Annotated in this window: 18 protein-coding genes and 1 pseudogene; 1 reads left to right on the plus strand and 18 read right to left on the minus strand. The window is 46.8% G+C overall.

Annotated elements, in window-relative coordinates; translation table 11 throughout:
* Positions 1-96 precede the first annotated feature (96 nt).
* The 16 genes from D888_RS0109435 to D888_RS0109505 form a co-directional block, all read right to left on the minus strand.
* On the minus strand, positions 97-459 hold the full coding sequence (locus D888_RS0109435; protein WP_020676303.1) for a four helix bundle protein: 363 nt from the start codon (positions 457-459) through the stop codon (positions 97-99).
* Between the two features lie 150 nt (positions 460-609).
* Positions 610-1,926 (minus strand): nucleotide sugar dehydrogenase, encoded by a 1,317-nt coding sequence (locus D888_RS0109440; protein WP_020676304.1) that lies wholly within the window; start codon positions 1,924-1,926, stop codon positions 610-612.
* A 189-nt stretch (positions 1,927-2,115) separates the two neighbouring features.
* Complete coding sequence (locus D888_RS0109445) at positions 2,116-3,291, minus strand: DegT/DnrJ/EryC1/StrS family aminotransferase (protein WP_020676305.1); 1,176 nt, start codon at positions 3,289-3,291, stop codon at positions 2,116-2,118.
* A gap of 32 nt (positions 3,292-3,323) precedes the next feature.
* A complete protein-coding gene (locus D888_RS0109450; protein ID WP_020676306.1) occupies positions 3,324-3,752 on the minus strand; it encodes a MaoC family dehydratase in 429 nt (142 codons plus the stop codon).
* Positions 3,753-3,757: 5 nt separating this feature from the next.
* Complete coding sequence (locus D888_RS0109455; RefSeq protein WP_020676307.1) at positions 3,758-4,426, minus strand: PglD-related sugar-binding protein; 669 nt, start codon at positions 4,424-4,426, stop codon at positions 3,758-3,760.
* Positions 4,427-5,032, minus strand: coding sequence for a sugar transferase (locus tag D888_RS0109460; RefSeq protein WP_020676308.1), 606 nt, complete (start codon positions 5,030-5,032; stop codon positions 4,427-4,429).
* Positions 5,025-6,164 carry a glycosyltransferase family 4 protein gene (locus D888_RS0109465; RefSeq protein WP_020676309.1) on the minus strand — a complete coding sequence of 380 codons (1,140 nt, stop codon included), beginning with the start codon at positions 6,162-6,164 and terminating at the stop codon, positions 5,025-5,027. The genes D888_RS0109460 and D888_RS0109465 overlap by 8 nt, the downstream gene beginning before the upstream one ends.
* A 39-nt stretch (positions 6,165-6,203) precedes the next feature.
* Entirely contained in the window at positions 6,204-7,262 is a 1,059-nt protein-coding gene (locus tag D888_RS0109470; protein WP_020676310.1) for a glycosyltransferase family 4 protein, read from the minus strand.
* 5 nt (positions 7,263-7,267) lie between these two features.
* Positions 7,268-8,524 carry a hypothetical protein gene (locus D888_RS21225; RefSeq protein WP_020676311.1) on the minus strand — a complete coding sequence of 419 codons (1,257 nt, stop codon included), beginning with the start codon at positions 8,522-8,524 and terminating at the stop codon, positions 7,268-7,270.
* A gap of 142 nt (positions 8,525-8,666) precedes the next feature.
* Complete coding sequence (locus tag D888_RS0109480) at positions 8,667-9,929, minus strand: glycosyltransferase family protein (protein WP_020676312.1); 1,263 nt, start codon at positions 9,927-9,929, stop codon at positions 8,667-8,669.
* Positions 9,930-10,150: 221 nt separating this feature from the next.
* A complete protein-coding gene (locus tag D888_RS24750) occupies positions 10,151-10,897 on the minus strand; it encodes a DapH/DapD/GlmU-related protein (protein ID WP_083928826.1) in 747 nt (248 codons plus the stop codon).
* Positions 10,898-12,067 (minus strand): glycosyltransferase, encoded by a 1,170-nt coding sequence (locus tag D888_RS0109485; protein WP_026362318.1) that lies wholly within the window; start codon positions 12,065-12,067, stop codon positions 10,898-10,900.
* A 20-nt stretch (positions 12,068-12,087) separates the two neighbouring features.
* A complete protein-coding gene (locus tag D888_RS0109490) occupies positions 12,088-13,362 on the minus strand; it encodes a flippase (protein WP_020676314.1) in 1,275 nt (424 codons plus the stop codon).
* Positions 13,356-14,486 carry a DegT/DnrJ/EryC1/StrS family aminotransferase gene (locus D888_RS0109495; RefSeq protein ID WP_020676315.1) on the minus strand — a complete coding sequence of 377 codons (1,131 nt, stop codon included), beginning with the start codon at positions 14,484-14,486 and terminating at the stop codon, positions 13,356-13,358. The genes D888_RS0109490 and D888_RS0109495 overlap by 7 nt, the downstream gene beginning before the upstream one ends.
* Positions 14,487-14,496: 10 nt before the next feature.
* A complete protein-coding gene (locus tag D888_RS0109500; RefSeq protein ID WP_020676316.1) occupies positions 14,497-15,150 on the minus strand; it encodes an acyltransferase in 654 nt (217 codons plus the stop codon).
* 31 nt (positions 15,151-15,181) lie between these two features.
* Complete coding sequence (locus D888_RS0109505; RefSeq protein ID WP_026362319.1) at positions 15,182-16,153, minus strand: Gfo/Idh/MocA family oxidoreductase; 972 nt, start codon at positions 16,151-16,153, stop codon at positions 15,182-15,184.
* Between the two features lie 198 nt (positions 16,154-16,351).
* Between D888_RS0109505 and D888_RS0109510 the strand changes: the two genes are divergently transcribed.
* The gene (locus D888_RS0109510; protein ID WP_020674685.1) at positions 16,352-17,347 is read left to right on the plus strand and encodes an IS30 family transposase; all 996 of its coding nucleotides are present in this window, start codon (positions 16,352-16,354) and stop codon (positions 17,345-17,347) included.
* 255 nt (positions 17,348-17,602) lie between these two features.
* On the opposite strand, the pseudogene D888_RS22660 reads toward D888_RS0109510, so the two are convergent.
* Together D888_RS22660 and D888_RS23075 are read right to left on the minus strand one after the other, a co-directional pair.
* Positions 17,603-18,763, minus strand: a pseudogene (locus D888_RS22660) (IS3 family transposase).
* Positions 18,764-19,013: 250 nt separating this feature from the next.
* Positions 19,014-23,888 carry a multicopper oxidase domain-containing protein gene (locus D888_RS23075; RefSeq protein ID WP_020676319.1) on the minus strand — a complete coding sequence of 1,625 codons (4,875 nt, stop codon included), beginning with the start codon at positions 23,886-23,888 and terminating at the stop codon, positions 19,014-19,016.
* Between the last annotated feature and the right edge of the window lie 252 nt (positions 23,889-24,140).

Here is a 24,140-nt window from a genome sequence, read left to right on the forward strand (position 1 = left end):
CCAGTGGTTACGGGTTGTAACCGACTGGGACCATTTACACAAAATATTTTACAGGCTCGGTCCGAGGCTTAACCTTTAACCTTTAACCTTTAACCTTTAACCTTTAACCTGATCCAAAAATCTTCTTTTTGTCTTGATTAATCCGCCGATCATCCTCGAGATATCTTCCGTCTCAGCGATCCAACACTTCCCTTTATCTGCCGCAATATAGGTAATATCCATGCCGATGTAGATCTGGGTCCTCAGTTCACCGCAAGAGCCCTTCGCGTACAGAAGGAACTTAACACAGTCCTTCGGTGATTCTCTCTCAAACCCCTCAGAGATATTGCTCGGGACAGATAGGCCGGAACGCGTAATTTGATCCCGAAATCCATAGTCCTTTAAACTACTCAACTCTTTATAAATATCCGCACTCAACCTCGCAGCACGTTTCCAAACATCCAAATCCTCAAAGCGCATGCCCCCCCCTCTCATAAGTGTTAGGGGCGAGGTTCGCGGTTAAAGGTTCGAGGTTAAAGGTTTATTAAACCTCGATCCTAGCTCCTCGTTCCTCAAACCTTTGTTCGCAAACCTCGAACCTCGTTCCTCGAACCACTACAAACCTCAAATTCAAAGACTCCAATACTTCAAACCAACCTGCTCAACCGCAGCGCGCGTCATAACTCCCTTAACATCCATCACCACCCCGCAACCATTGCCATTACAGCACAGACCAGCCAGGTCTTTCGCCGAAAGCGATTTAAAAGCATCATGAGACACAGCATAAACAACAGCATCCACGGCAGCCAGTCCGTCAAGCCCGGTCAACTCCAGACCATATTCATGCATAGCCGCAGCGGCATCGGCCATGGGATCATGAACCAACACCTCAATCCCGTAGTCTTTAAGTTCATTGATGATATCAACAACCTTGGAATTGCGGATATCAGGGCAATTCTCTTTAAAGGTCAGGCCCAAAACTAAAACCCGCGCGCGCTTAACCGTCTTGTCGGCCCTGATCATCTTTTTCACGGTTTGTTCGGCGACATGCTTGCCCATTCCATCATTGATGCGTCGACCGGCCAGAATAACCTGAGGATTGTAACCAATGGCCTCAGCTTTATAGGTGAGATAATAAGGGTCAACCCCGATGCAGTGCCCACCGACCAGACCCGGTGTAAAAGGCAAAAAGTTCCACTTGGTCCCCGCCGCCGCCAGCACGTCACGTGTGGAAATCCCCATCCTGCCAAAGATCAAAGCCAACTCGTTCATCAACGCGATATTCAAATCCCGCTGGGTATTCTCGATTACCTTGGCTGCCTCAGCCACCTTGATGCTCGGCGCCCGATGCACGCCGGCAGTTACGATCAGCTCGTACACCCCGGCAACGGTTTCAAGAGTTGCGGAATCCAGACCCGAAACAACCTTGATGATCTTATCGACCGTGTGCACCTTATCCCCCGGATTAATCCGCTCGGGAGAATACCCCACCGAAAAATCAACCCCGCATTTCAAACCCGACTCACGTTCCAGAATCGGCACCGCAATATCCTCTGTTACGCCGGGGTAGACCGTCGACTCATATACGACGATACTCCCTTTGGTCAGATGTTTGCCAATGGTGCGACTCGCCGCTTCGACCGGGGTTAAATCCGGCTTGCGATTGGCATCAATCGGGGTCGGGACGGTGACGATGAAAAAGGAGGCTTCAGCCAGACGTGAGGGATCGGTGGTGTAATCAATTTGGGTACTCGCCAGATCAGCAGCAGTCAGCTCCCCTGTCGCATCATAGCCACTCTCGAGTTGTTGAATCTTCCCCGCATGAATATCAAAACCAATGACATCCACCTTGCGACCAAAGGCTGCGGCTAGTGGAAGACCAACATATCCTAATCCCACTACGGCGATTTTAGCTTTACGACTGGTGATTTGCTCGATGGTGAACAAAATGTACCCTCCAAAATGAGTTAATGAATAATAGTGATCTATAATTTCAGCGCAAATCAGCGTCCAAAGGATTATGACTCCAAAGAAAAGCAGTCAACTGTTATTTTTATATTTGTCTGAATCAGATTTGATCAGACTTTATCCGCTTTTTCTGCGTCCAAAGGGTTGAACGCCTTCAACAAAGATCTCTCATTTCGCCGCTGCAGCCATAACTTTTTCAACAACCCGGCAAGTCAAATTCATCTCCGCCTCGCCCAGTGTCGGATGAACCAGAAACAAGAGACTGGTTTCTCCCAAAGCCTTGGCATAGGGTAACCGAAAAGCCGGACCATAACCGGCTTCTGTAAAGGCTTTTTCAAGATAGATCTCGGGGCAGCTACCGCTATAACAGGGGACCCCTTCAGCATTGATCGCACTCATAATTCGGTCTCGGTCCCAGCCTGGTCTAAGGCATTCAGGTCGAACAAATACATAATATTTATAATAAGCATGCTCGCAATTTTCTAACGGCTCAAGTACGCGCAAGGCTGGCATTCGCTTGAATGTTTCGGCCAGTGTTGCTGCATGACGCTGGCGGGTCGCTTTCCATTCCGGTAACCGCCGCAATTGAATACGCCCAATCGCCGCCTGCATCTCCGTCATCCGCATATTGGTACCAAAGGATTCATGCAACCAGCGAAACCCGGGTGGATGCTCACGCTTGTAAACCGCGTCAAAACTTTTGCCGTGATCCTTAAACGCCCAAGCCCTTTCCCACACACCTTGGTCATTGGTGGTCAACATCCCCCCTTCTCCGCCAGTCGTCATAATCTTGTCCTGGCAAAACGAGAAAGCCGCAACATCACCGAGAGAACCGACAGGGCATCCCTTGTAAACCGCACCATGTGCCTGGGCACAGTCTTCGATAACCTTCAGTTCGTGCTCACGCGCCAACGCCATGATCGGGTCCATATCGCAGGGGTTCCCACCCAGATGCACGGCAATAATCGCGCGAGTCTTGGGCGTCAGCACTTCCCGGATAGTTTCTGCTGTGATGTTTAAACTTTCAAGGTCGACATCCGAAAACACCGGGATTGCCCCACGCATGACTATCGCACTGGCTGAAGCGATAAATGTGTAGCTGGTGGTGATAACCTCATCACCGGATTGGATTCCTAGGGCGTCCAATGCCAGCTCAAGCGCTACGGTACCGTTGGCTAAAGCAATGGCATGCTTAACGCCACAGTAAGACGCGAATTCCTTTTCGAACTCGCGCCCTTCTGTACCGGTCCAGTAGTTGACTTTGTTGGAGAGTAGAATATTTTTAATGGTATCGGCTTCTTCGTTTGTGAAGGATGGCCATGGAGCGAAAGGAGTGTTGAGCATGGAAATACCAATTCTAAAAAAAGCAGGACAATTTAGGGAATAAATACTTCGGCTTCGCCATCAATAACTTTCTTTTTTTTCACTACACAAACCGTCGAAAGCTTCACTCGCCTTGTTCTGAGATCAATGTCAGTTACTGTCACGGTTGCGGTAACGGTTTCACCAATATAGACCGCTCGTTTAAAAATTAAATTCTGTGCAGCATAGACACAACCTGAACCAGGCAATTTGGTACCTAAAATCCCTGAAAAAAAAGACGCTGAAATCATGCCATGGGCAATACGTTTTTTATATCGGGATGCACTGGCATACTCCTCATTTACATGTGCGGGGTTTTTATCACCTGACACACCTGCAAAAATCGTAATATCTGCCTCGGTTATTGTCTGGGCATAAGAAGCAGACATTCCTATTTCAAGTTTTTCAATCTCAGCAATAGGGAAATAAGTTTCTTTGGACATTGCGGCTACCCCTTCAGCCCGTCTCTGGTTAAAGGCCTTGCAGGGTTGCCGACAACCGTAACACCAGCAGGTACATTTTTCGTCACGACAGCCCCCATCCCAATAATCGCCCCCTCACCTATAGTTAAAGGTTTTCCGGGGCGACCTTGTTTAATAACAGCACCTGTCCCGATATAAGCATAATCAGCAATTTCAATATTCCCATTGCACATGACCCCTGGCGCAAAGGTCACAAAATCTCCGATGACACAATCATGCGCTACGTAACTATAAATGTTCGCCTGGAAACCTACCCCGATTTTAATGTTTGAGGTTAGAGTTACAAAAGGGCTCAAGATCGAGCCTATACCCATCACAACGTCATCCATTATGACAACATTTGACGCACGGATATCCAGAATACCGATACCATCATTCTTCAGTTTTTCGAAAATGACTTGCCTAACCTGACTGTTTGCAATTGCGACAACAACCGACTTAATAATCGCTGGCATTGCACGAAAACCTTCATAGTTCATAACTTGATAAGAATTCATCTGGGTTAATTCCGAGCCGTCATCAATAAAGACCAACTCGGCATCATGCACCCCCTCCATAAGCGATTCACGTACCAAAGGCATTACTTCACGACCAAAACCACTTACACCATATACACCAATTAAAGTTTTTGACATTTACTCACCCCCTTTTGGAGAACCCATAAATTCGGTCATCGTGGCCTCACCCGCATGACTAATCCCATCGCGTTTAAAAACCTTGGCAAGGGTCATCCAGAGAATTTTCATATCAAGCCATAATGATTGATTGTCAACATACCAAACATCGAGCTTGAACTTTTCCTCCCAACTGATGGCGTTTCGACCATTGACCTGCGCCCAGCCGGTGATGCCGGGGCGCATTTCGTGGCGGCGGGCCTGCTCGGGAGTATAACGGTCGAGATATTCCATCAGAAGCGGGCGCGGGCCAACTAAACTCATTTCACCTTTAATGACATTGATCAGCCCCGGCAATTCATCCAAGCTAAAAGAGCGTAAAAACTGACCAAACTTTGTCAAACGCTTTAAATCCGGAAGTAACCTCCCAAGTCCGTCCCTATCACTAGTCATTGTGCGAAACTTGTAAATTTGAAAAGGTTGTCCATCCAATCCCGGGCGTACTTGCCTAAAAAATACCGGCGAACCTAACCGAATACGTACCAACATAATCAACATTACAATAATCGGAAGGAACGCAAAAAAAACAAACGTAGAAGAAATAAAATCAAAAATCCGTTTATACATTGGTCATCTCAGCCTTTGATGTAAGCTCCATAATCTTAATGATATTACGATTAACATTATGAACATCAAATTTCTTCTCTGCGAGAATACGGCTTCGAGCTCCCATACCCACCAATTGGTCACGATGTTCAAGGAACCAGAACATTCGCTCTGCCAATGCCTGGGAATTTGCGTGGGGCACTAGGTAACCATTCTCGCCAGGAGTAACAGTTTCCCTACAACCAGGCACATCAGTGGTCAATATTGGGCGTCCCATTGACATGGCTTCTAAAACCGTGCGTGGCATTCCCTCATGGTAAGACGGAAGGACAAACACATGACAATCTGAAATGAATGAACGCACATCCATAGTCGCACCAAAATACTCGATATCTCCACTTTCATTCCATTTCTTAATTTCATGATCTGGTATGCCATCAGGTGATGAATCTTGCGGTCCGACAATTCTAAAAACTGCTTCGGGATAGCGAGCCTTTACAATTTTAGCGGCCAACACATATTCACGAAAACCTTTATCACCAAGCAATCGACCAATCGTAAGAAACACTATACCGTCAGAAGGCAATGGCACTAATGCAAACTTATTTAGGTCAACGCCTGAGCCATTAACAAGAGCGCATCTACTTTTATTTACAATTTTTCGTGAAACAAAATAATCTCGATTATCCTGATTTTGAAAAATAACTTTCTTTGCTTTTAATAAAGATAAGCGATAAAGCCAAACTACTACCATTGTTAGGCATCGTCGGATAAAACCACCTGCCTGAAGTGCAAACCCCAAACCTGTTACTAGTGCATAGAATTTAATTCGTGGCATGCCCAATAATGCCATACCGCCCCAAACCACTGGCTTGATTGTGTAACACATGACCATATCAGGGCGCGATTCCCTAAACACCTTGCGAAGAGCAAGATATGTTCGAATATCGGTTACAGGATTCAAACCGTTGCGTTGGACAGGAAATGCCCTGAAACCCACACCCATCTCAGCGAGTTGTTCTATGACTACAACGCTAGCATTTCCAGCCATCGCCGTAACATCATGCCCATTGGCAACAAAAGACTTAAGCAATTCACCTCTAAAATTAATCAACGACTCAGGCAGAGCACCAATTACAATAATTTTACTCAAACAAACCTCCACAAGCGCATTATTTTTAACAAATCATGTTTAACGATTAGCAGTTTCTTTTAATAGCCTAGCCAAACGAGGGGCAGTGACCTGAAGACAGTAATGATCCTCAACGGTATGCCTTCCTTCCAACCCCAATGAATGACGCATCTGAGAATTTGAACAAATTTGACGAAACGCTGTCACCCACTCCATAGTGCTTTCGGCCAAATAACCATTAACTCCATGCCTAACAATTTCCCTATTCACACCCACGGGTGAGGCTATCACTGGGACACCACAAGCCATGTATTGAACGAGCTTATAACCACACTTCCCTCTCTCCCAGGGGGAATTAAGTAAGGGCATAACCCCAATATCAAAGTTTTGAATCTCGGTGGTTTCTGATTTTTCTGACCAAAGGCGACATGAAACGTCTAAATCCTTTTCTGCGAACTTTGCACCAATAACACGCAATTGAATTGGAAATTCCGATGATATAGTCTTCAATGCAGGTATTAGCAAATCAAGATACTTAACTGTCGATGGCGAGCCAATCCAACCAATAACAATTTGGTTGCTAATATCTTTCTCAAAAACTTCATAACGATTGAGATCAATTACAGTCGGCAATATTTCAACCCGTCTCACATTTGCTTGTCGTGCCCTTGCAGCAAGGTACTCGTTTCCACACACGACCAGGGTTGCCCTATTCATGACTTTATCAATTTTTTTAGAGAGTAATTTTTTATATAGGTTATTGCTCAAATCATATCCGTGAAAAATTGCATCGTCATAATCCACAACATAGCGAACCCCAAGAGAATTCAAAAACTGCTCAATGAAGGATGGCAAATTGGGAAATAGTTCCTTTTCAATCCATAATAAATCAAACTTACGTACAGTACTTAAATAAAATAATCGATGCAAATAATCTTTAAATATGCCCATCCAATTGGTAGGTTCTTTAGCATAAAGTCTTTTGAGGTATTCATCGGGAAACAACGGTTCAACAATCACATCAATCCCAAGAGTAGCTAAATATGGTAAATACTGAAGCGTACGTATTCGACTACTCGCACCCAAACGGCCGTACCGAGTGAGAAAAAGGATATTCATATGGACTAATCTTCCAAGATGACAGGTCTTGCAAACAATGCTATCAAAGGGATTATATACATCCACTGAAAAGAAAAAGACTCTATATAGGGATTCGTATTAGAGGCGATAAACGCACAGAAAAAACCAGAGAACATAAACTTGTCAGAAGATAACAACTCTCTCCGTTTAGTGATGATATATATTTTCTTAAAATACCATATAAACGGGAGAGAATAAACTAGCGCACCTACCCAACCAACCCTAAGAATGGTGGCTAGCCAAACTAACTCATATCTCCAAGGAAATGTATAACTTCTCACATAATCAACACCAATCCCATGCCCTACACCTAAACCTAAGGAGTCAACGATTCCAACAATGAGGGCATTAGCTTGTTCTGATCGAGCGGTTCCACCAGCGGTGTAGAGATCCTTTATGAAGTTCTGTAATAAATAGATAACATCTATTGCAGTGAAATGGCTAAGAAGAAAAGCTGACACAATCCCAGAAAATCCAAGAATAAACACCACTTTTATATTTAATGTAGTGTTCATCCTTCCAATCATATCAATTTTATCTCTATAAGGAAATAGAATCCCAATTAAAATACCGACTGGAATAGAAAGAATCAGTGCAGACCGGCCTGATGTGAGTGCTGAACATAACAATGCTCCTAACAATAAAAACTTCAAAAGTTTATTCCGGATAATTTCAGGTGAAGAAAAAAATCCCCCAACCAAAAAGATCAAAGAACCATATACAAACATTGTTGCTCCAGCATATCCATCTTTAAGATTGAGGTTACCAGATTCTTTAAAAAATGATATAGAGTTTGAACCATATGTAATGAATAGAAAAAAATATAAAGATATCGACACACAACAAAGGATTGTCAACACAACAAACCAATTTATCAATTTATCTATACCAATAACTTGAATTATTCCGGTAGATATGTATATCCAAAACAATGGAGACAAGACATAAATAATTAAAACTTGCTGTGATGCAATTGATGGCGCCCCATAAATGAATCCGACAATTACAAAAATAATTGTTACCGTTACACTAAAAAAATATAAATGTAGAATATTTTTCATTTCTCTATTAAATGTAACTATGAATATTGATAAAATAAAACAGAAAAACATTATTGCAGCTGTAAATAATTGCAAAGAATTTGGTATAACAACAGTCAAAAACAACAACATAAACGACAATATAGAAAATATTATCTTATTTTGCTGTTTGCCTTTGTATTTTGAATTCCAGACTATCAAAACTTTATACTCCGTTACTATATGATATAAAACATTAACTAGTAAAAACACAAATTAGTTAAGATAAATCATATAGTTATTTCACTATCAAAAAGTAAACATTTAAGTAAATATACATTAAAAATCACCGCATCGACTATAACTAAGGACAAAGTTCCTGTATCCAACTGCTTAAAATGGCAGCCTGATATTTTCTGCTGTACTTCGCAATTTTACGAGGCAAGATTGGCACGCTACGATTTTCTGAAATAATTTCCTCAAAAAAGGCCAAAGCGCGATCGTTGTCGTCACCCAGGAAAATTCTTCCACAGTTAGATGATTCAAGTATCTTACCGGCTTCATTCCAAACAACGCTGAAGCAAGCGATATCCAAACCGGTGGCCATATATTCAAATAATTTGCCAGTTGCACATCCTACCCTGTCACCTGTAATCAGAAGAAGTACATCGCATCGAACCATCAATTCCAAGGCGATATTCCGATCAATATGGGGAACCATGCGATGTGAACAACCCAGACTATTCAGAAGATCCATTTCATCAAAAGTCAAATTTCCAGCGAACATGACATGGATACAATTCAGTAATTGCGGAGCTGAGTTAAAAAATTTAATGAGGTGGTTGAACGCCTTTAGGCTGGACTGGTCACTGGCGCTAACTCTCCCAAAATGCCCAATAATAATCTTTCCCTTAGGAAAGTCTGCAATAATACCTTGAGCTTCGGAAGATATATTTTCATGGAACAAAGTGGTGAATTCAGCAGGGTCATAACCGTTAGGTAACAGCTCAATCCTTCGGTCAGGGTATCGTTGCCGAAAGTCCTCAACAAGCGCGGAACTTACGCTGGCAACCAAGCTAGCTCTACCAACAACCTTTTTTTCGACAACTGGTCGTAATCGGGAAGCAATAGCCCCCTTCCGCCCGAGTGATTCAAAAACAAACCCATCCCTAAAATCTTGTAAGAACGGTATTTTAACTTTAGCAGAAAGACAGCAAGAGCAAATCAGGGCATCGATAGGGGAGTAAGTGCCGATAATAAAGCATTTCTCACCCCTTGCCAAAAAATCCCTACAAAGGCCTTCAGCAACGACCAAAGCATTAACAATCCAGCTTGAACGCAGTGAAAGTGAAAAGGGAAGTGCGTTGAAAAACGCTGACAAAAAAGCGATTAATACAACAAGTGGCGACGAGTGTTTACCGACACAATCCCCATCTATTGTATGTACGGTTACATTAGTATCTTCAAGGTAAGTTCTAGACCGGTGATTCCCATTAATACGCCGAGTAAGGATATGAATATTATAAATATCCTTGTCTAAGTATTTTGTTAAAGATTTAAATCTTTGTGAAGCGATGTTTCCTGAAGAATGGTGTGCTGCAAAAATGAATAAATTAATTTTTTCCATTTGATAAATGGTTCCATTTGATGGCAATAAATATGTTTAACAATAATTTAATTAAAACGCGATAAAAATAGATTATGAATAATCAAGCAGTGTGTTTTTGGTTTCATAAAAAAACCATTTTTTTAGCTGATATTTATTATGTCATGTTATTAATAACAATCTTAAAACTTATGATAAAGCAACTAATGCTTGCAGTTAAATTTTCATATTACCTATTCACTTTATTCAGGCATAATTCTTCTCAAACGACAGTATTCCAACAATTGAGAAACAGTTAAACTGGCAAGATCCAGAGAGAAAAAATCTTTATTCAAACACATTATATCGTATTCCCAATTCCACCATGAGATGTCACTTAAAATTTTGCAAGTTTCATCAGAAAATCGGAAACTAAGTACTTTTGCTGGGACACCACCAACGATAGCCCAATTTGGAACATCCCCAACAACGACGGCACCTGCGGCTATTACAGCACCATCACCAATTTTTACACCAGGGAGAATTATTGCATTTGCCCCCACCCAGACATCGTTACCAATATTTATTGATTTTGTGACCATCCTACTATTATCAAAAAGACTGCCGAAAGGACCTCGATGGCACAAATAAGTACTTGGAGTGTGCAACGGATGGTTGTCACATCGAATGAGGACACCGGAAGCAATCGAACAAAAAGCACCAATGCTAACCACAGAATCTCCATGTGCGACAATCTTAGTAGGCCCATTAATCATAGTCGCCCGACCAATTGACACTGGCCCAATTAGATCAACACAGCTTAAAACTGCGCCCTGCCCCAATATAACCTGTGAGTCAATTGTATTTTTACCTAATATTTCACAATAGGGATATTTCTTATAGTACAATACCAATTTATAAAAACGTGAAATTGATCTTCGAAATTCTCTATATGACAGACTAAAGATACCTCTTATAATTCTATTGGTATTTACAAGGAAGGAATACATTTATTTCGACCTTCTCAGAATAACATCCGAATATATAGTCATCAATTGCTCTAAAACAGCATCTACACTAAACCGATTTAGACAATCGCCACGAATAAGCTCGCTATCAAACCTAGGATATTCTAACTTCATTCGTTTTAATCCATCAGCCAAAGCCACAACATTGTTTTTTTCTACAAAAATGCCATTCCCCTCGTGCAGGATGTTTTCTGGTCCCCCGCATTTTGTCGAGACAACTGGCTTTCCTTGCGAAAGAGCTTCAATAACCACAACACCAAAGGTCTCGATTTCACTACTAAGAACAAATGAATGGCAATTTGCCATTTCTTGCAACACTTGACCACGATCTAGTTTCCCCAAAAGAACAACCTGGTCAGCAATGCCGAGATCCAGCGCCAGAGCCTTTAGTGGCTCCAACTCTGAGCCAACCCCACCAATGCGTAAAGTGACACCAGTATCCTCAGTAAAGGCCATCGCAAACGCGCGAAGCAAAAGATCCTGACATTTTATCGGGACAAGGCTGGCGACATTCAAGAACGTAAAAGCCTTTGTTGATGGATCCGATTGAGGAGCAGACAATGCAAAACCGTCCGAAAGAATATTTGGTATAACGCGCGCATTTGAGAAACTAAAAGAACAAGAGGTTTCTAGGGTACGGAGTAAATTAGCGCTTACGGTTATCAGAGCATCAGCGCATGAAAATACGTTACACGCGATGACTAAATCAGTGGGTGAAAAGAGACCTCGTGCAAACCCTGAGAAGTGCTCCGTAATCACAAAAGGGATTTTATGCTTTTTCGCTATAGCCATAGCAACGAGACCACCAGGAAACACTGAATGTGCATGTATTAGATCTGGTCTACCATTACTCTTGCAATAATTGTCAAACCAACGCAAAGATTTATTTACAAGTGTGTTCCAATTACCTGAATGCCATCGAGACCAACAAATACACCAAGGTCTATAAGTTATGACGCCCTCATCGATAATTAGATGAGGTGCACGATAAAAGTTCTTCCAAAGTTCGGGCTTTTTCGGAAGTGCCCTTGGGACAAGAACCCCAGTGAGCACACCATTTTTTGACAAAGCGATCGCCTGCTCACGAAAAAAACCCCCACTGAGATCATTTGATACGTTCGGGTACCAAGAAGGTATAATTAAAATATGCACAAATATTAGCCCAACAAACCTTAAGATGGAGAGGAAGGTAGCGTAATGTTCCCAACTTTTACCTTAGAAATTTCGTGCCGAAAAGCTATATATGCCAATATTGCCGCAACGGAGTAGCTCGTGCTTGTTGCTATCGCTGCACCCACTATCCCCATTTGAGGGATCAAAACAATATTCAAGCCAATATTAACTATTAAAGTAATAGCGCTAAGATATATATTGTACTTAGGTTTACCACGGCCCGCGAGATCGTTGGCGTAGATCCGACCAACACTCATTGCGCAAATGCCAGGCAAAAGCCAGCGAATACCCTCAGCCGCTGCTGAAAACGCTGAACCAAACAGAAGATTCACCATAAAGGAAGCAAGAAACCCTAATACAACAGAGCCCAAGGCAGTTATAGCAAACGTTGACAGCCCTACAATCCTCGTAAGGCGTTGCATATCCTTTTCACCATCCATCCCAGAAATTTTGGAAAAAACAATCTGAGAACAAACAGAAGATACAAGCCATAATTTCTCCGCGATACTCACTGCAACGCTATAAAAACCAGTTGTAACTTTCCCCATGTAACTATTCAAAATAAACATATCTAAGCGATAATTAAAAAAGGCTATAACATTGCTCATATGGCTAACAATGCCATACAAGAGAATTTTCTTTGCCCAAAATAGAAAATTATTAAAAACGGGGAAACCAATAGCTACTTTACATTTACGCACCCTAACTAGTGCAATAAGAAGTGCAACTATTGAATTAACCCACAAAACAGTTGTCACTGTTAGGTGCTGCGTTAGAATCAAGATGAAATAGCCAAGAGGAAGCAATGGTGCTGTAAACGATGCAAAACGGCCCAAATAATGGAACTCTTGCGTGCCATTTAATAGCGCATCTGCTTGACAGTTAACTAAAATACTAGGAAAACTTAAGATGGCAGCAAGATACACAAGCTCAATATTTAATCCTTCGACCAACCATTCTCCGAGGTATCGAGAAACAACAAGCGTCAAAAGTAATTGGATCAAAGCAACGATACTATTTAGGACAGCTGCCGCACCAAAGATATAGCGCACACAATCTCTGTGTTTTGCGGCGAAATGAACTACACCGGAATTAAGACTCAGCCCGGAAAGAGCCTGGACTGAAGTAGGAATCAACAAAACCAATGTAAGCGTACCAAAGTCCTCAGGCCCTAACCCCCGGGCCAGCAAAGAGGCAGACAGCAAAGCAAAAACCAATCCCACAATACGACCTGCAGTCAAGGAAGCAAAAGATTTAAAAAAGCTTCCTAGCATTGAGTAATATTATCTATTATCTGGTCTTGAACAGATTTAGGCATATATGGATATAACGGCAAGGAAAGAACAGTCTTCGCTGAGTCTTCAGAAATTGGAAAATCACCGTTCATATATCCGAGGTAGTTATTGGCTTTTAGTAAGTGCATTGGTTTCATATAATATATCATTGAGGGAATGCCTGCCTGATGCAATTGACATTTCAAAGCTTCTCGTCTTTTGCTACGGATAGTATACTGTGCCCATACTGAGTCATAACCACCTGGGACAAACGGCGAGACGATTGAAAAACCACTTGCATCGCCCTTAGCTACTAACCTCTGCGTATATCTATTAGCAATTTGTTGTCGCATTTCAATTTCTGCTTCGTAAATTTTTAATTTTTCGATCAATATCGCTGCCTGAATAGTGTCCAATCGAGCATTAAGACCAATTCGTACATTGTCGTACTTATCTAATCCCTTACCGTGAATAAGTAAGGATCGGATTTTCTCAGCCATTTCGTCATCATCAGTAAACACAGCCCCACCGTCCCCATAACAACCTAGGGGCTTAGCCGGGAAAAAACTTGTCGCCCCGACATGGGCCAGACCTGGTGCCTTGCGACCTTTATAGGTTGCGCCGAACGCTTGGGCGGCATCCTCAATTACGAACAGACCATACTTCTCGGCAATCGCCATAATGGCGTCATAGTCGGCAGGCAAACCGTAAAGATCTACAGGTATGACGCCACGAGCATTCAACTTCCCTTCGCAAATAACGCGCAAAATTGCCGCATCAAGCTTGATCGGGTCAATATTGTAAGTATCTGGGTCGATATCAACAAAAACCGGTATTGCACCGGTGAGTGCGATCATTTCGCAGGTAGCGAAAAAGGTAAATGGGGTCGTGAAGATCGCATCACCAGGGCCAACACCATAAGCCATCAGGGGCAACAAAAGTGCATCTGTGCCACTTGAGCAGCCAATGACTTGCTTCACTCCAACAAACTCAGCAAGCATTTGCTCAAGTTGTCCAACCTCGGGCCCCATAATATACTGACCATGATCAAGTACACGTTTTATCGCGGCATCAATTTGGGGGCGGATTCGATCTTGTTGAGCCTTCAGATCAATAAATTCCATTCTTTTCAACCTACTCCCGTTTAAGTTCATCATAAACGACCTTGCCAAAAGCCAATTCCTCGGGAAGTGAAGCTTCCTCATCAAGATCAAGGCAGCGCAATACGCCCTGTTCAATCTCTTTGTAACGTAGTGCACTTTCCGGGCAGACCAGCACACCATCAGTGTCTGGATTTTTAAGCATATGACCGTGTCGGCTCATCCAGCCCTTCTGCCGCGCAGGGACCCCAACCATCAGTGCGTAGTCAGGTACATCTTTCGCCACAACCGCACCAGCACCTACAAATGCATAGCGACCGATGGTAATGCCGCACACAATGGTCGCATTTGCGCCAATTGAACAACCCCGCTTCAACAAAGTTTCTTCATAGAGTGAACGGCGCAAAACTTGAGAACGTGGGTTAGTCACATTGGTCAGCACGCAGGACGGACCGAGAAAAACATCATTCTCGATGGTTGTCCCTTCATAAATCGAGACATTATTCTGCACTTTTACGTTATCACCAACTACTACCCCTGGTGCAACACTGCAGTTCTGACCGAAGCTACATTTTTCACCGATCTTCGCACCTGAAAGAACATGGCTGAAATGCCAGATTTTGGTACCCCTGCCGACAACCGCACCTTCATCGACAAAGGAAGATTCATGAACAAAATAATCAGACACTTCACTCTCCTTGGGTTAGGGACAAATCAATTCAGGGCTTCAGCATAGGATGTGTATGTCCGCCATTTATTCGAGTCGGCTTGGCATTTCTCAGTTCATAGACCAGGTTAATAGAGGGCCTGGCGTCTTCCAATCCGAATCCCCGCCCAGCCAGAATCTCCTGATACACAAGGGTATGCAGGTCGGTGAAACCTTCCGAGAATTCGAACTCCTCCCCGTCAACGGTAATCGAACGATAGGTAGTTTTGCCAGCGGCAACTACCTCTTCCGGCAGATCCTTGCGGTCCACTGAGAGAAACCAGCGCACATTAGCTTTTTCGAGTTCAAGGAAACCTGCCGTCCTACCATCTTCTGCCAAATGTACTTTGTGATGTTTAACCTCACCGAAAATCCACATCAGCATATCAAAGAAATGCACCCCAATATTGCTGGCAATACCGCCAGACTTAGCATGCTCTCCCTTCCAAGACGTAAAGTACCACCGCCCACGGGAGGTTATGTAGGTCAAATCAACCTTATACTTTTCCTTATTTTTAGCCTTAGCTATCTTCTCTTTAAGAGCGATTATTGAGGGATGAGTGCGTAGCTGAAGGATATTAAAAATCTTCCCTCCCGTCTCTCTTTCGATCTCTTGAAGGGCATCGACATTCCAAGGATTGAGCACAATCGGTTTTTCACAGATGGCGTCAGCACCAGAACGGAGTGCAAAACGAATATGCGCGTCATGCAAATAGTTCGGCGAGCAAATACTGACGTAATCAATCGGCTTCCCCTCGCCCTGCCGTCTCAATTTGTCGACATGCCGATCAAACCGCTCAAATTCTGTAAAAAAGGCAATATCCTGAGAGAAACTATCGAGGATGCCAACTGAATCCGAAGGGTCAACTGCAGCAACCAGATTATTCCCAGTATCTTTAATAGCTTTCATATGTCGCGGCGCAATGTAACCACCGGCGCCAACTAACGCAAAGTTCTTGGGTGTCATTTCTACAACCTCTTTCATTATTCCCTTCATAATTACTATCATCAACCATTATTAAAGAAATCACAACTTACCATCAAATAATGGACCTGGTTTTCAAGAACGGTAGATTCTATTCGTAAGTGCACCACCCGTAACACGGGCTAAAAAGCAGGACATGATGGGGTTTCTGGTAATGTTGGAAGTGCGAGCAACCAATACACCAGAAAGGAATCCATCATGCCCTACACACATCTTACTCCAAGAGATCGGTATGTCATCAGCCATTTAAAGGTGGCGAAGTTCAGTTTGCGAGAGATTGCTCGTCGCCTGGGACGACACCACACGACCATCAGTCGTGAACTCAAGCGTAATGGTCCAACCTACCCAGGCGGAGTTTACTGGTACTACTTTATCGAGCGACAAGTTGAAATAAATCGGCATAGAGCGCGAAGTTACCGGCGTCAGAGTCATCCCCCACTGGTTCAGTACATCGATACCAAACTCAGGGAAGACTGGCCGCCAGAAGTCATCGCTCAACGCCTGCGTTCAGAGTTCCCTCATGACGAACGCATGCGGATCAGTCATGAAACCATTTACCGCTGGGTGTTTCTCGACGCCGAGCAGGGTGGCAACCTGCATCGCCATTTGCGAAGACGGCATAAGTGCCGCAGACGGCAGAAACGCTACGGTGCCGGTCGCAGATTCATCCCCGGCAGGGTCGGCATTGAAACGCGGCCTGAGGTTGTTGCCGAACGAGGTCGCTATGGTGACTGGGAAGCAGATCTGGTCCTTGGCCGACGAGGTTCAGGCGCTATTGCCACCCATATTGAACGCAAAAGCCGCTATCTCATGGCGTCTTTATTGCCGGACCGAAAAGCCGAGACCTTCAATGCATCAGCGATTCCGGCTTATCAGTCACTGCCGCAAGGGATTTGCCATACGCTGACCCTGGACAACGGTAAAGAGTTCTCACGATTCAAAGACCTGGAAGCCGGGACTGGCCTCAAGGTTTTCTTTGCCGACGCCTATTCCGCCTGGCAGCGTGGAGCGAATGAAAACATCAATGGCTTGCTGCGCTTCTACTTCCCAAAAGGGATGAACTTTAAGCGCGTATCAGAAAAAGCGTTGGCCAAAGTGATACAGAAGATCAACAACCGCCCGAGAAAGTGCCTTGGCTACCGGACACCCCAAGAAGTTCTTGATGAGGCTTCAGATGGTGCACTTGCAATATGAATCTACCGCTGAACTAAAAAAGGTAGGTGACATCTTAAAAAAGCGGCTATGGGCAAAGAGCATTCAACAAAGTATATTTTGGGTGGGACAACTGACTGAACTTCGCTTCCAGCCGATGTGTCTAATTCTTTAAGTTTCCTGTTATGATTACTTTGCTCTCGGTTTGAGGGAACAAGTAACCATAACAAAAAGGGAGAGGTGGCCCCGGTTGTTCAGACAGTTTGGCGGCGTAAATAAGGTGGAAAGCCTTCATGGTTATGCCGCCAGTTGAATAGAAGGGCCAGCGTAGCCGAGCCGGGGTTTTTGCCAATATGCTTCATCCGGAGTTTTGTCGTCCAGTTTCGAGTGAGGGCCGCTCGTTATACCGTTTGATCCAATGGCCAATGCCTTGCCGAACCTCGCTGCCGGTTGCGAAGGCATTGAGATAGATACATTCGTATTTGAGCGATCGCCAGAGTCGCTCGATCATGACGTTGTCCATCCAGCGCCCCTTGCCGTCCATTGAGATGCGAATGTCAGCATCCTTGAGTACGGTGGTAAACACATAACTGGTGAACTGACTCCTCTGATCCGTGTTGAAGATCTCGGGAGTCCCATAACGTTCAATAACTTCTTCTAGCGCTTCCACGCAGAAGTCGGCATCCAGAGTGTTCGAGAGTAGCCAGGATAAAACCTTGCGACTGGCCCAGTCCATGATTGCGACCAGGTAAAGAAAACCGCGCCGCATCGGGATATAGGTGATGTCACTGCACCAGACCTGATTCGGTTTGTTAATGGTCATGCCACGTAGCAGATACGGATAGACCTTGTGCTCCGGGTGCGGCTTCGACGTATTGGGCCTCTGGTAGATAGCGGACAAGCCCATATTGCGCATCAGACGACTGATCCGCTTACGACTGACGCATTACCCTTGCCGCCGAGGATGACGGGCCATCTGGCGTGCACCGTAGTAAGGCGTTTCCAAATACTGCTCGTCGATCAGACGCATGAAGAGCAGGTTCAGTACCGTCTCGCCCGTCTCCTTGTAGTAATACGATGAGCGGCAGATCGACAACAGTTCGCATTGCCGCGCAATGCTCAAGCCGTGTGCCTGATCGAGTTCGACCAGGCTTTTCCTTCGGATGTGGCTCAGCGACCGAAGGCTTTGGCTAAAAAATCGCGCTCGATTGTTAACTGTCCGATTTTGGCGTGCAGACCCTTGAGTTGAGCTTCATCGAGTTCCTTGGAACGATCTGCTTTACTGGAAAAACCTTCAGCCATGTTGTCGATGGCTTGTCGCTTCCAGTTGGTAATCATGTTGGGATGGAGGCTGTATTTTGCAGCCAGTTCAGCCAGTGTTTGTTCACCTTTGATCGCTTCAAGAGCGACCTTGGCTTTGAACTCTGCTGCATACCGCTTCCGCTTGGTTTTGCTCATGGGTGATTCTCCTTCGTCGGTGTCTGGCTTTCCACCTTAAGACACTGTCCGAATTTTGGGAACCATCTCTCACGTAAAAATGAACTAGGGCTCCGCTGGTCTACAAAATATTTCAAAAAGCTGTGAAACCATGTGTCCTGAAAAGTGTTGCCAAATCATTGGTTCGATTTTCAGGGTTGAGGAAAACAAACAGGCCCCACTTCAATTGAAGTGGGGCCAAATACATTGTTTCATAAATTAATAATTATATTCAATTTAACGAGTAGGTTTTATTTAATGATCGTGCATCGTAAGGTGCAGTCGACCCAACCGTACGAGCATGAACCCGAAGGTTGTATAGGCCAGCGCCAGACGCCAAACTGGTATCCCAGCTCAGAATGGGATTCTGCTGCCAGTTAATGGCCACGCGCCACGCTGGAGCAACACCATTTGCATCATAGGTCCAAAGTTGATATTCGATCTGTGGCCCACCGCCTGTAGCCACTGCAGTGAGAGTGACAACCGAACCCACCGTTTGTGATGTTGCAGGGCTGGCAGTAAAGGTTACTGCGGTGACTGGAGTAATGGTAGTAGCAGTAGTCAACGAGTAGGTCTTATTTAATGATCGTGCATCGTAAGGTGCAGTCGACCCAACCGTACGAGCATGAACCCGGAGGTTGTATAGGCCAGCGCCAGACGCCAAACTGGTATCCCAGCTCAGAATGGGATTCTGCTGCCAGTTAATAGCCACGCGCCACGCTGGAGCAACACCATTTGCATCATAGGTCCAAAGTTGATATTCGATCTGTGGCCCACCGCCTGTAGCCACTGCAGTGAGAGTGACAACCGAACCCACCGTTTGTGATGTTGCAGGGCTGGCAGTAAAGGTTACTGCGGTGACTGGAGTAATGGTAGTAGCAGTAGTCAACGAGTAGGTCTTATTTAATGATCGTGCATCGTAAGGTGCAGTCGACCCAACCGTACGAGCATGAACCCGGAGGTTGTATAGGCCAGCGCCAGACGCCAAACTGGTATCCCAGCTCAGAATGGGATTCTGCTGCCAGTTAATGGCCACGCGCCACGCTGGAGCAACACCATTTGCATCATAGGTCCAAAGTTGATATTCGATTTGTGCCCCCCCACCTGTGGGCACTGCAGTGAGAGTGACAACCGAACCCACCGTTTGTGATGTTGCAGGGCTGACAGTAAAGGTTACTGCGGTGACCGGTATTAAAACCACACAACTATTTCCACCAACAGCCCAAGCGCTATCAACCATCGGAGAATTCACAGCCTTAACCCGATAAGAATATGTCCCGCTAGTTCTCCCAACGATCGTAGCCGAGGTTGGAGTTGTCCTGTCAGAAACAATAGAGATATTCAACGGATCAGTTGCAAAGTTGTCTGTTGACTCTTCAAGGATATACGTTGCCCCCACTGTAGCCGAAGCTGCCCATGAAACAGTGTAATTACCAGTATTGCTGCTAGCAGGTACAACAGGCGCCCCAGGTGCAGCAACCACCGTATTAACCGTCAACGGTACTACCGCCGAAGTCGCAAGCTGCCCATTGCTGTAATACACAACAGCCGTCAGGTTTTTCAGCCCACCCGTAGTCGGTGCCCAGACATAATCATAAGTTGATCCTGGAGCCGTTGGCACCAGCACAGAGCCAATTGGGCTTGCACCATCCATAAACATCACCAGGTTGACAGTTGCACCCGTAACGACAGCCGGTGTGGCGCTGAGGATTACTGAGCTACCAAGGTCAATGGTTCCGGCTGAGGTGGTAAAGACCGGTGCGGTAATCCCGGTGATCAGTACCGACACGGCGGGTGAAGTTGAGGTTGCGCCGTTAGTATAATTGACGGTTGCGGTCAAGTTGTGGCTGCCGGCGCCTACGGGGGTGTAAGAGAAGGTGTAGGGGCTGGTGGTCGTGCCACCAACCAGCAGGCCGTTATCGTAGAAATCGACACTGCCGACGACGTAGCCGACTGGCGTGGTCGCTGTGGCGGTGACGGGGAAGGCTGTACCCAGAGGATAGCTGGCCCCGGTGACCGGTGCGGTCAGGGTGGTGGTCAGCAGGGTGACGGCACAACCGTTGGCGCCAGTTGTGGGTGCGCTGATGGAGTAGTTGGGCGCAGTCGCGCTGACACGATAGTAATAGGTAGCGCCATCGGCCTTACCGGCAATCGGACTGCTGAGCGCGGCGATGTTGCTGCCGACCACCGAGACGCCGGTGGTGAAGTCAACCGAGGTTGATTCTTCCAGGGTGTAGGTTGCGCCAGGCGTTGGCGAAGCAGCCCAGCTGACAGTGTAGCTGCCGTTATTGCTGGTGGCAGGTACGGTGATGCTGGCCGGAGCGGCCGCCGGCAAGGTTACGGTGATGCTGTTAGCCGCCGTTACTGCGGTACTGCTGCCGCCGCTGGGGTAAACCGCATAGACGCGGTAGAAGAAGGTGAAGGGGTTGTTGCCCTTACCCGAGATTACAGTGCTGAGACCCGCGACCGGGATATCGGTCGGCGCCGTTGCGAAGTTATCAGCCGATTCTTGCAGTACGTAGCTGACGCCAGCGGTCGCCGAAGCGGTCCAGGAGACCGTGTAGCTGCCGGTGGTGCTGGCTGTTGGTACGCTTATAGAGCCTGGAGCCGCAACTGTTGCGGGTACAACATTGAACGGCAGCATCATCTCGTTGTCTTCGTGCTCGACGATATGACAATGCCAGACATAACGACCCAGAATATCGAAGTGCGCCTTGACCCGGGTGATCTGACCCGCGTAGGCCACAACAGTATCCTTGAAGCCTAATTCGTTGGCCATGGGAGCATAGGTGTTAGTCCCGGGAGTCATGACGCCAGCGGGATCGATACCCAGATCCTGACGATCGAGGATTTCAAAGCGCACCAGGTGGACGTGAATCGGATGCGCGTCGGCGGTGGTGTTGTAAATTTCCCAGATTTCGGTGGACCCTAAGAGCGGGTTGGTCGTGATCGGATCAGCCCAGCGTTCGGGTACGGCGATCAGTCCACTCCCACCGGGGTTGGGGATGACAGTGCCAAGCAAGGCCTGACGCGGTCCGGCGACATCACCCGTGGTACCGCCAATTGGAACAACCTGAGCGGGACCCCAGGCCTGTCCGGCAGCAACGCAGGCGTCAAAAGCAGCCTGGCTGGTGCCCAGAGTCGGGTCGGTATAAAGGAAATGGTAAAACTCACCCGTTACACCATCAACGGCGATACAGGTGGTATCAGAAACCATCTCATTGAGGGAAAGTTGACGCGGGTTAAGCGCATTGTCAGCCGCGCCGAGAGGCGTATCGGCTGGCAGGCTGAGGGCCGTAACCGGGGTACTGGTATCGCCGCCAACCTTGTTCACGCTGGTATCAACAACAAATTCCATTACCTGCCCGGTGGTCGCGGGATCAGCGACGCCGGCGTTGGCAAAACCGGAGAACGGACCGTCATCGGCGGTATTAATGATACGGACATGGGTTCCGGCGTGGAGGGTTGAGAAGTCAACAATAACGTCGGCACGTTCGGCCGGCATCATCAACAGCGCCTGGGGGTCCCCAACGGTCGGAGTGACGGTTGGCAGAGCCGCGCCGGGAGTCAGCTGGGACATGAAACCGGTCTCAACCATGGTAACCTTGGGCAGGAAGCCCTGATCGCCACCGATCTGGAAGAAGGGAATTTCGGTGCCGACCACATCAAGAGGATCGGTCGAGCTGACAATCTTCATCGCCAGGTTGAGGGTCCGCGAGTTACAGCCGTTCAACAGGCGGAAGCGGTAACGCTCGGTAGCGACGTTCAGTTTTGGCCAGGTCACGCCGTTGGCGACGATGGTGTTAAAGAAGGCCTCGGGATTCCAGATTTTAGCAATATCGGCTGGTGATTTAGCCGGGTCACCCAGGTAGGGGCCATTATAACCATCGAAATCTACCCGGCTGGTCGGGTACCAGAGCTTGGTGCCGACGGCCGTCGGGTCGCCTTGCGCGACCGGAGTGCCTGCGGCGTTGACCCAGTCAAAAGAGCGATCCTGAAAGACCACCGGAATTTCGCGGATGGAGTTACGTTTGGCATCCCCGACAATATTGAGCGGCAGGGTTGCATCGGTCGCGACCGGAGCCGGCCCGGGGAGGATACCAGGCGCGCCCGTGTTGTCCTGAATCATGCTGTCGCCGTGGGTGCCGCCGCGAATCAGCCAGAAACCGGCCGGGCCGGCGTAGACGTTAAGGCGGGTCATGCCCATGGAGTGGTCGTGATACCAGAGGGTCGTAGCTTCCTGGTTGTTCTCATAAGCGAAGAAGGCGGAGCCGGCGACGCTGTTCGCGCCATCGTTGGTCCACTGATTGAATCGGGTACCGCCGGCGGCGTAGGTGCCGGGGATATTGTCGGCGTTGGCCAAGAACCAGGCTTCAGGGTAGCCGTCGCTTTCGGGATTAACATGCGCGCCGTGGACGTGGGTGATGATCGGCACCGGCCCCATATAGGGGAGCTGGTTGAGGGTCTCGCAATCGGTGCGGTTGGGGTTAGTCATGCCGCCCATGTCGAGACAATCAGCGTTGCCCGGGTTGGCCCAGTGCAGGGTCTGATCGACCGGCAGCAGATGCGGCAGGTAGTTACAGGCGGTAGCGTTGGGCGTGGTGCCATAAAAGCAGGTGACAGGATCCTTTACCAGCTCATTGATCCAGCGCACCTTGTTCATCACGTTTGAGGTGTTCTCGACCGTGAAGGCGGGATAGTTGAATGAGGAGTTCCCCGCCGGCGCAACGCCGACACCGCCACCCTGAGCGCTGGAGTCAGGCATGGGGTCAGTGGCGCTGCCGTAACTCCAGACCGTGGTCGGCGGATAGGTGTAGGTGCCCGCCGCGTAGCCGCCCGCCAGATTCCAGATCCCCCCGGGGAGGATCTGCTGCTTGAACTGGCGCACCGCGATATCATAATTCTCGGTGCCCGGCGTTCCAATGGGCGTCGTAACCTGCGGCATAACCGGAGGGATGACCAATGGGGTCACGTATTTGGGTACCGTAGTCGGATCGAGGGTTCCCCCCGGCACCGCTGCCGCCTGGGCAACGGAGAATCCTCCGCTCACGACAACCAGTATGGCTGTGATCAGCAGTGCCAAAATGCGTTGTTTTAAAATCTTCATAATTAACCTCCGGATAATCGGGGCTATACCCCCTGCTCCTGATAACTCTTATAAGATGGCGTCACAAAAAGTCCGCCCTGCGGCCATACGGCTTTTTTCCAGGATCTTGACAGACCTGATGTCTGCCTGCGTCCCTGAAAAACCGCCAGGCCTTGCCGAACGAAATTTTTGCTTAGCCATCCCACGTGTTTTTGCGAAAGTATTTTATTCCGAACAGATGAATGCTTAAGTTCGGTATATATCCACATGTCG

Origin of the sequence: Geopsychrobacter electrodiphilus DSM 16401 (genome assembly GCF_000384395.1) — a bacterium.
Lineage (GTDB): Bacteria > Desulfobacterota > Desulfuromonadia > Desulfuromonadales > Geopsychrobacteraceae > Geopsychrobacter > Geopsychrobacter electrodiphilus.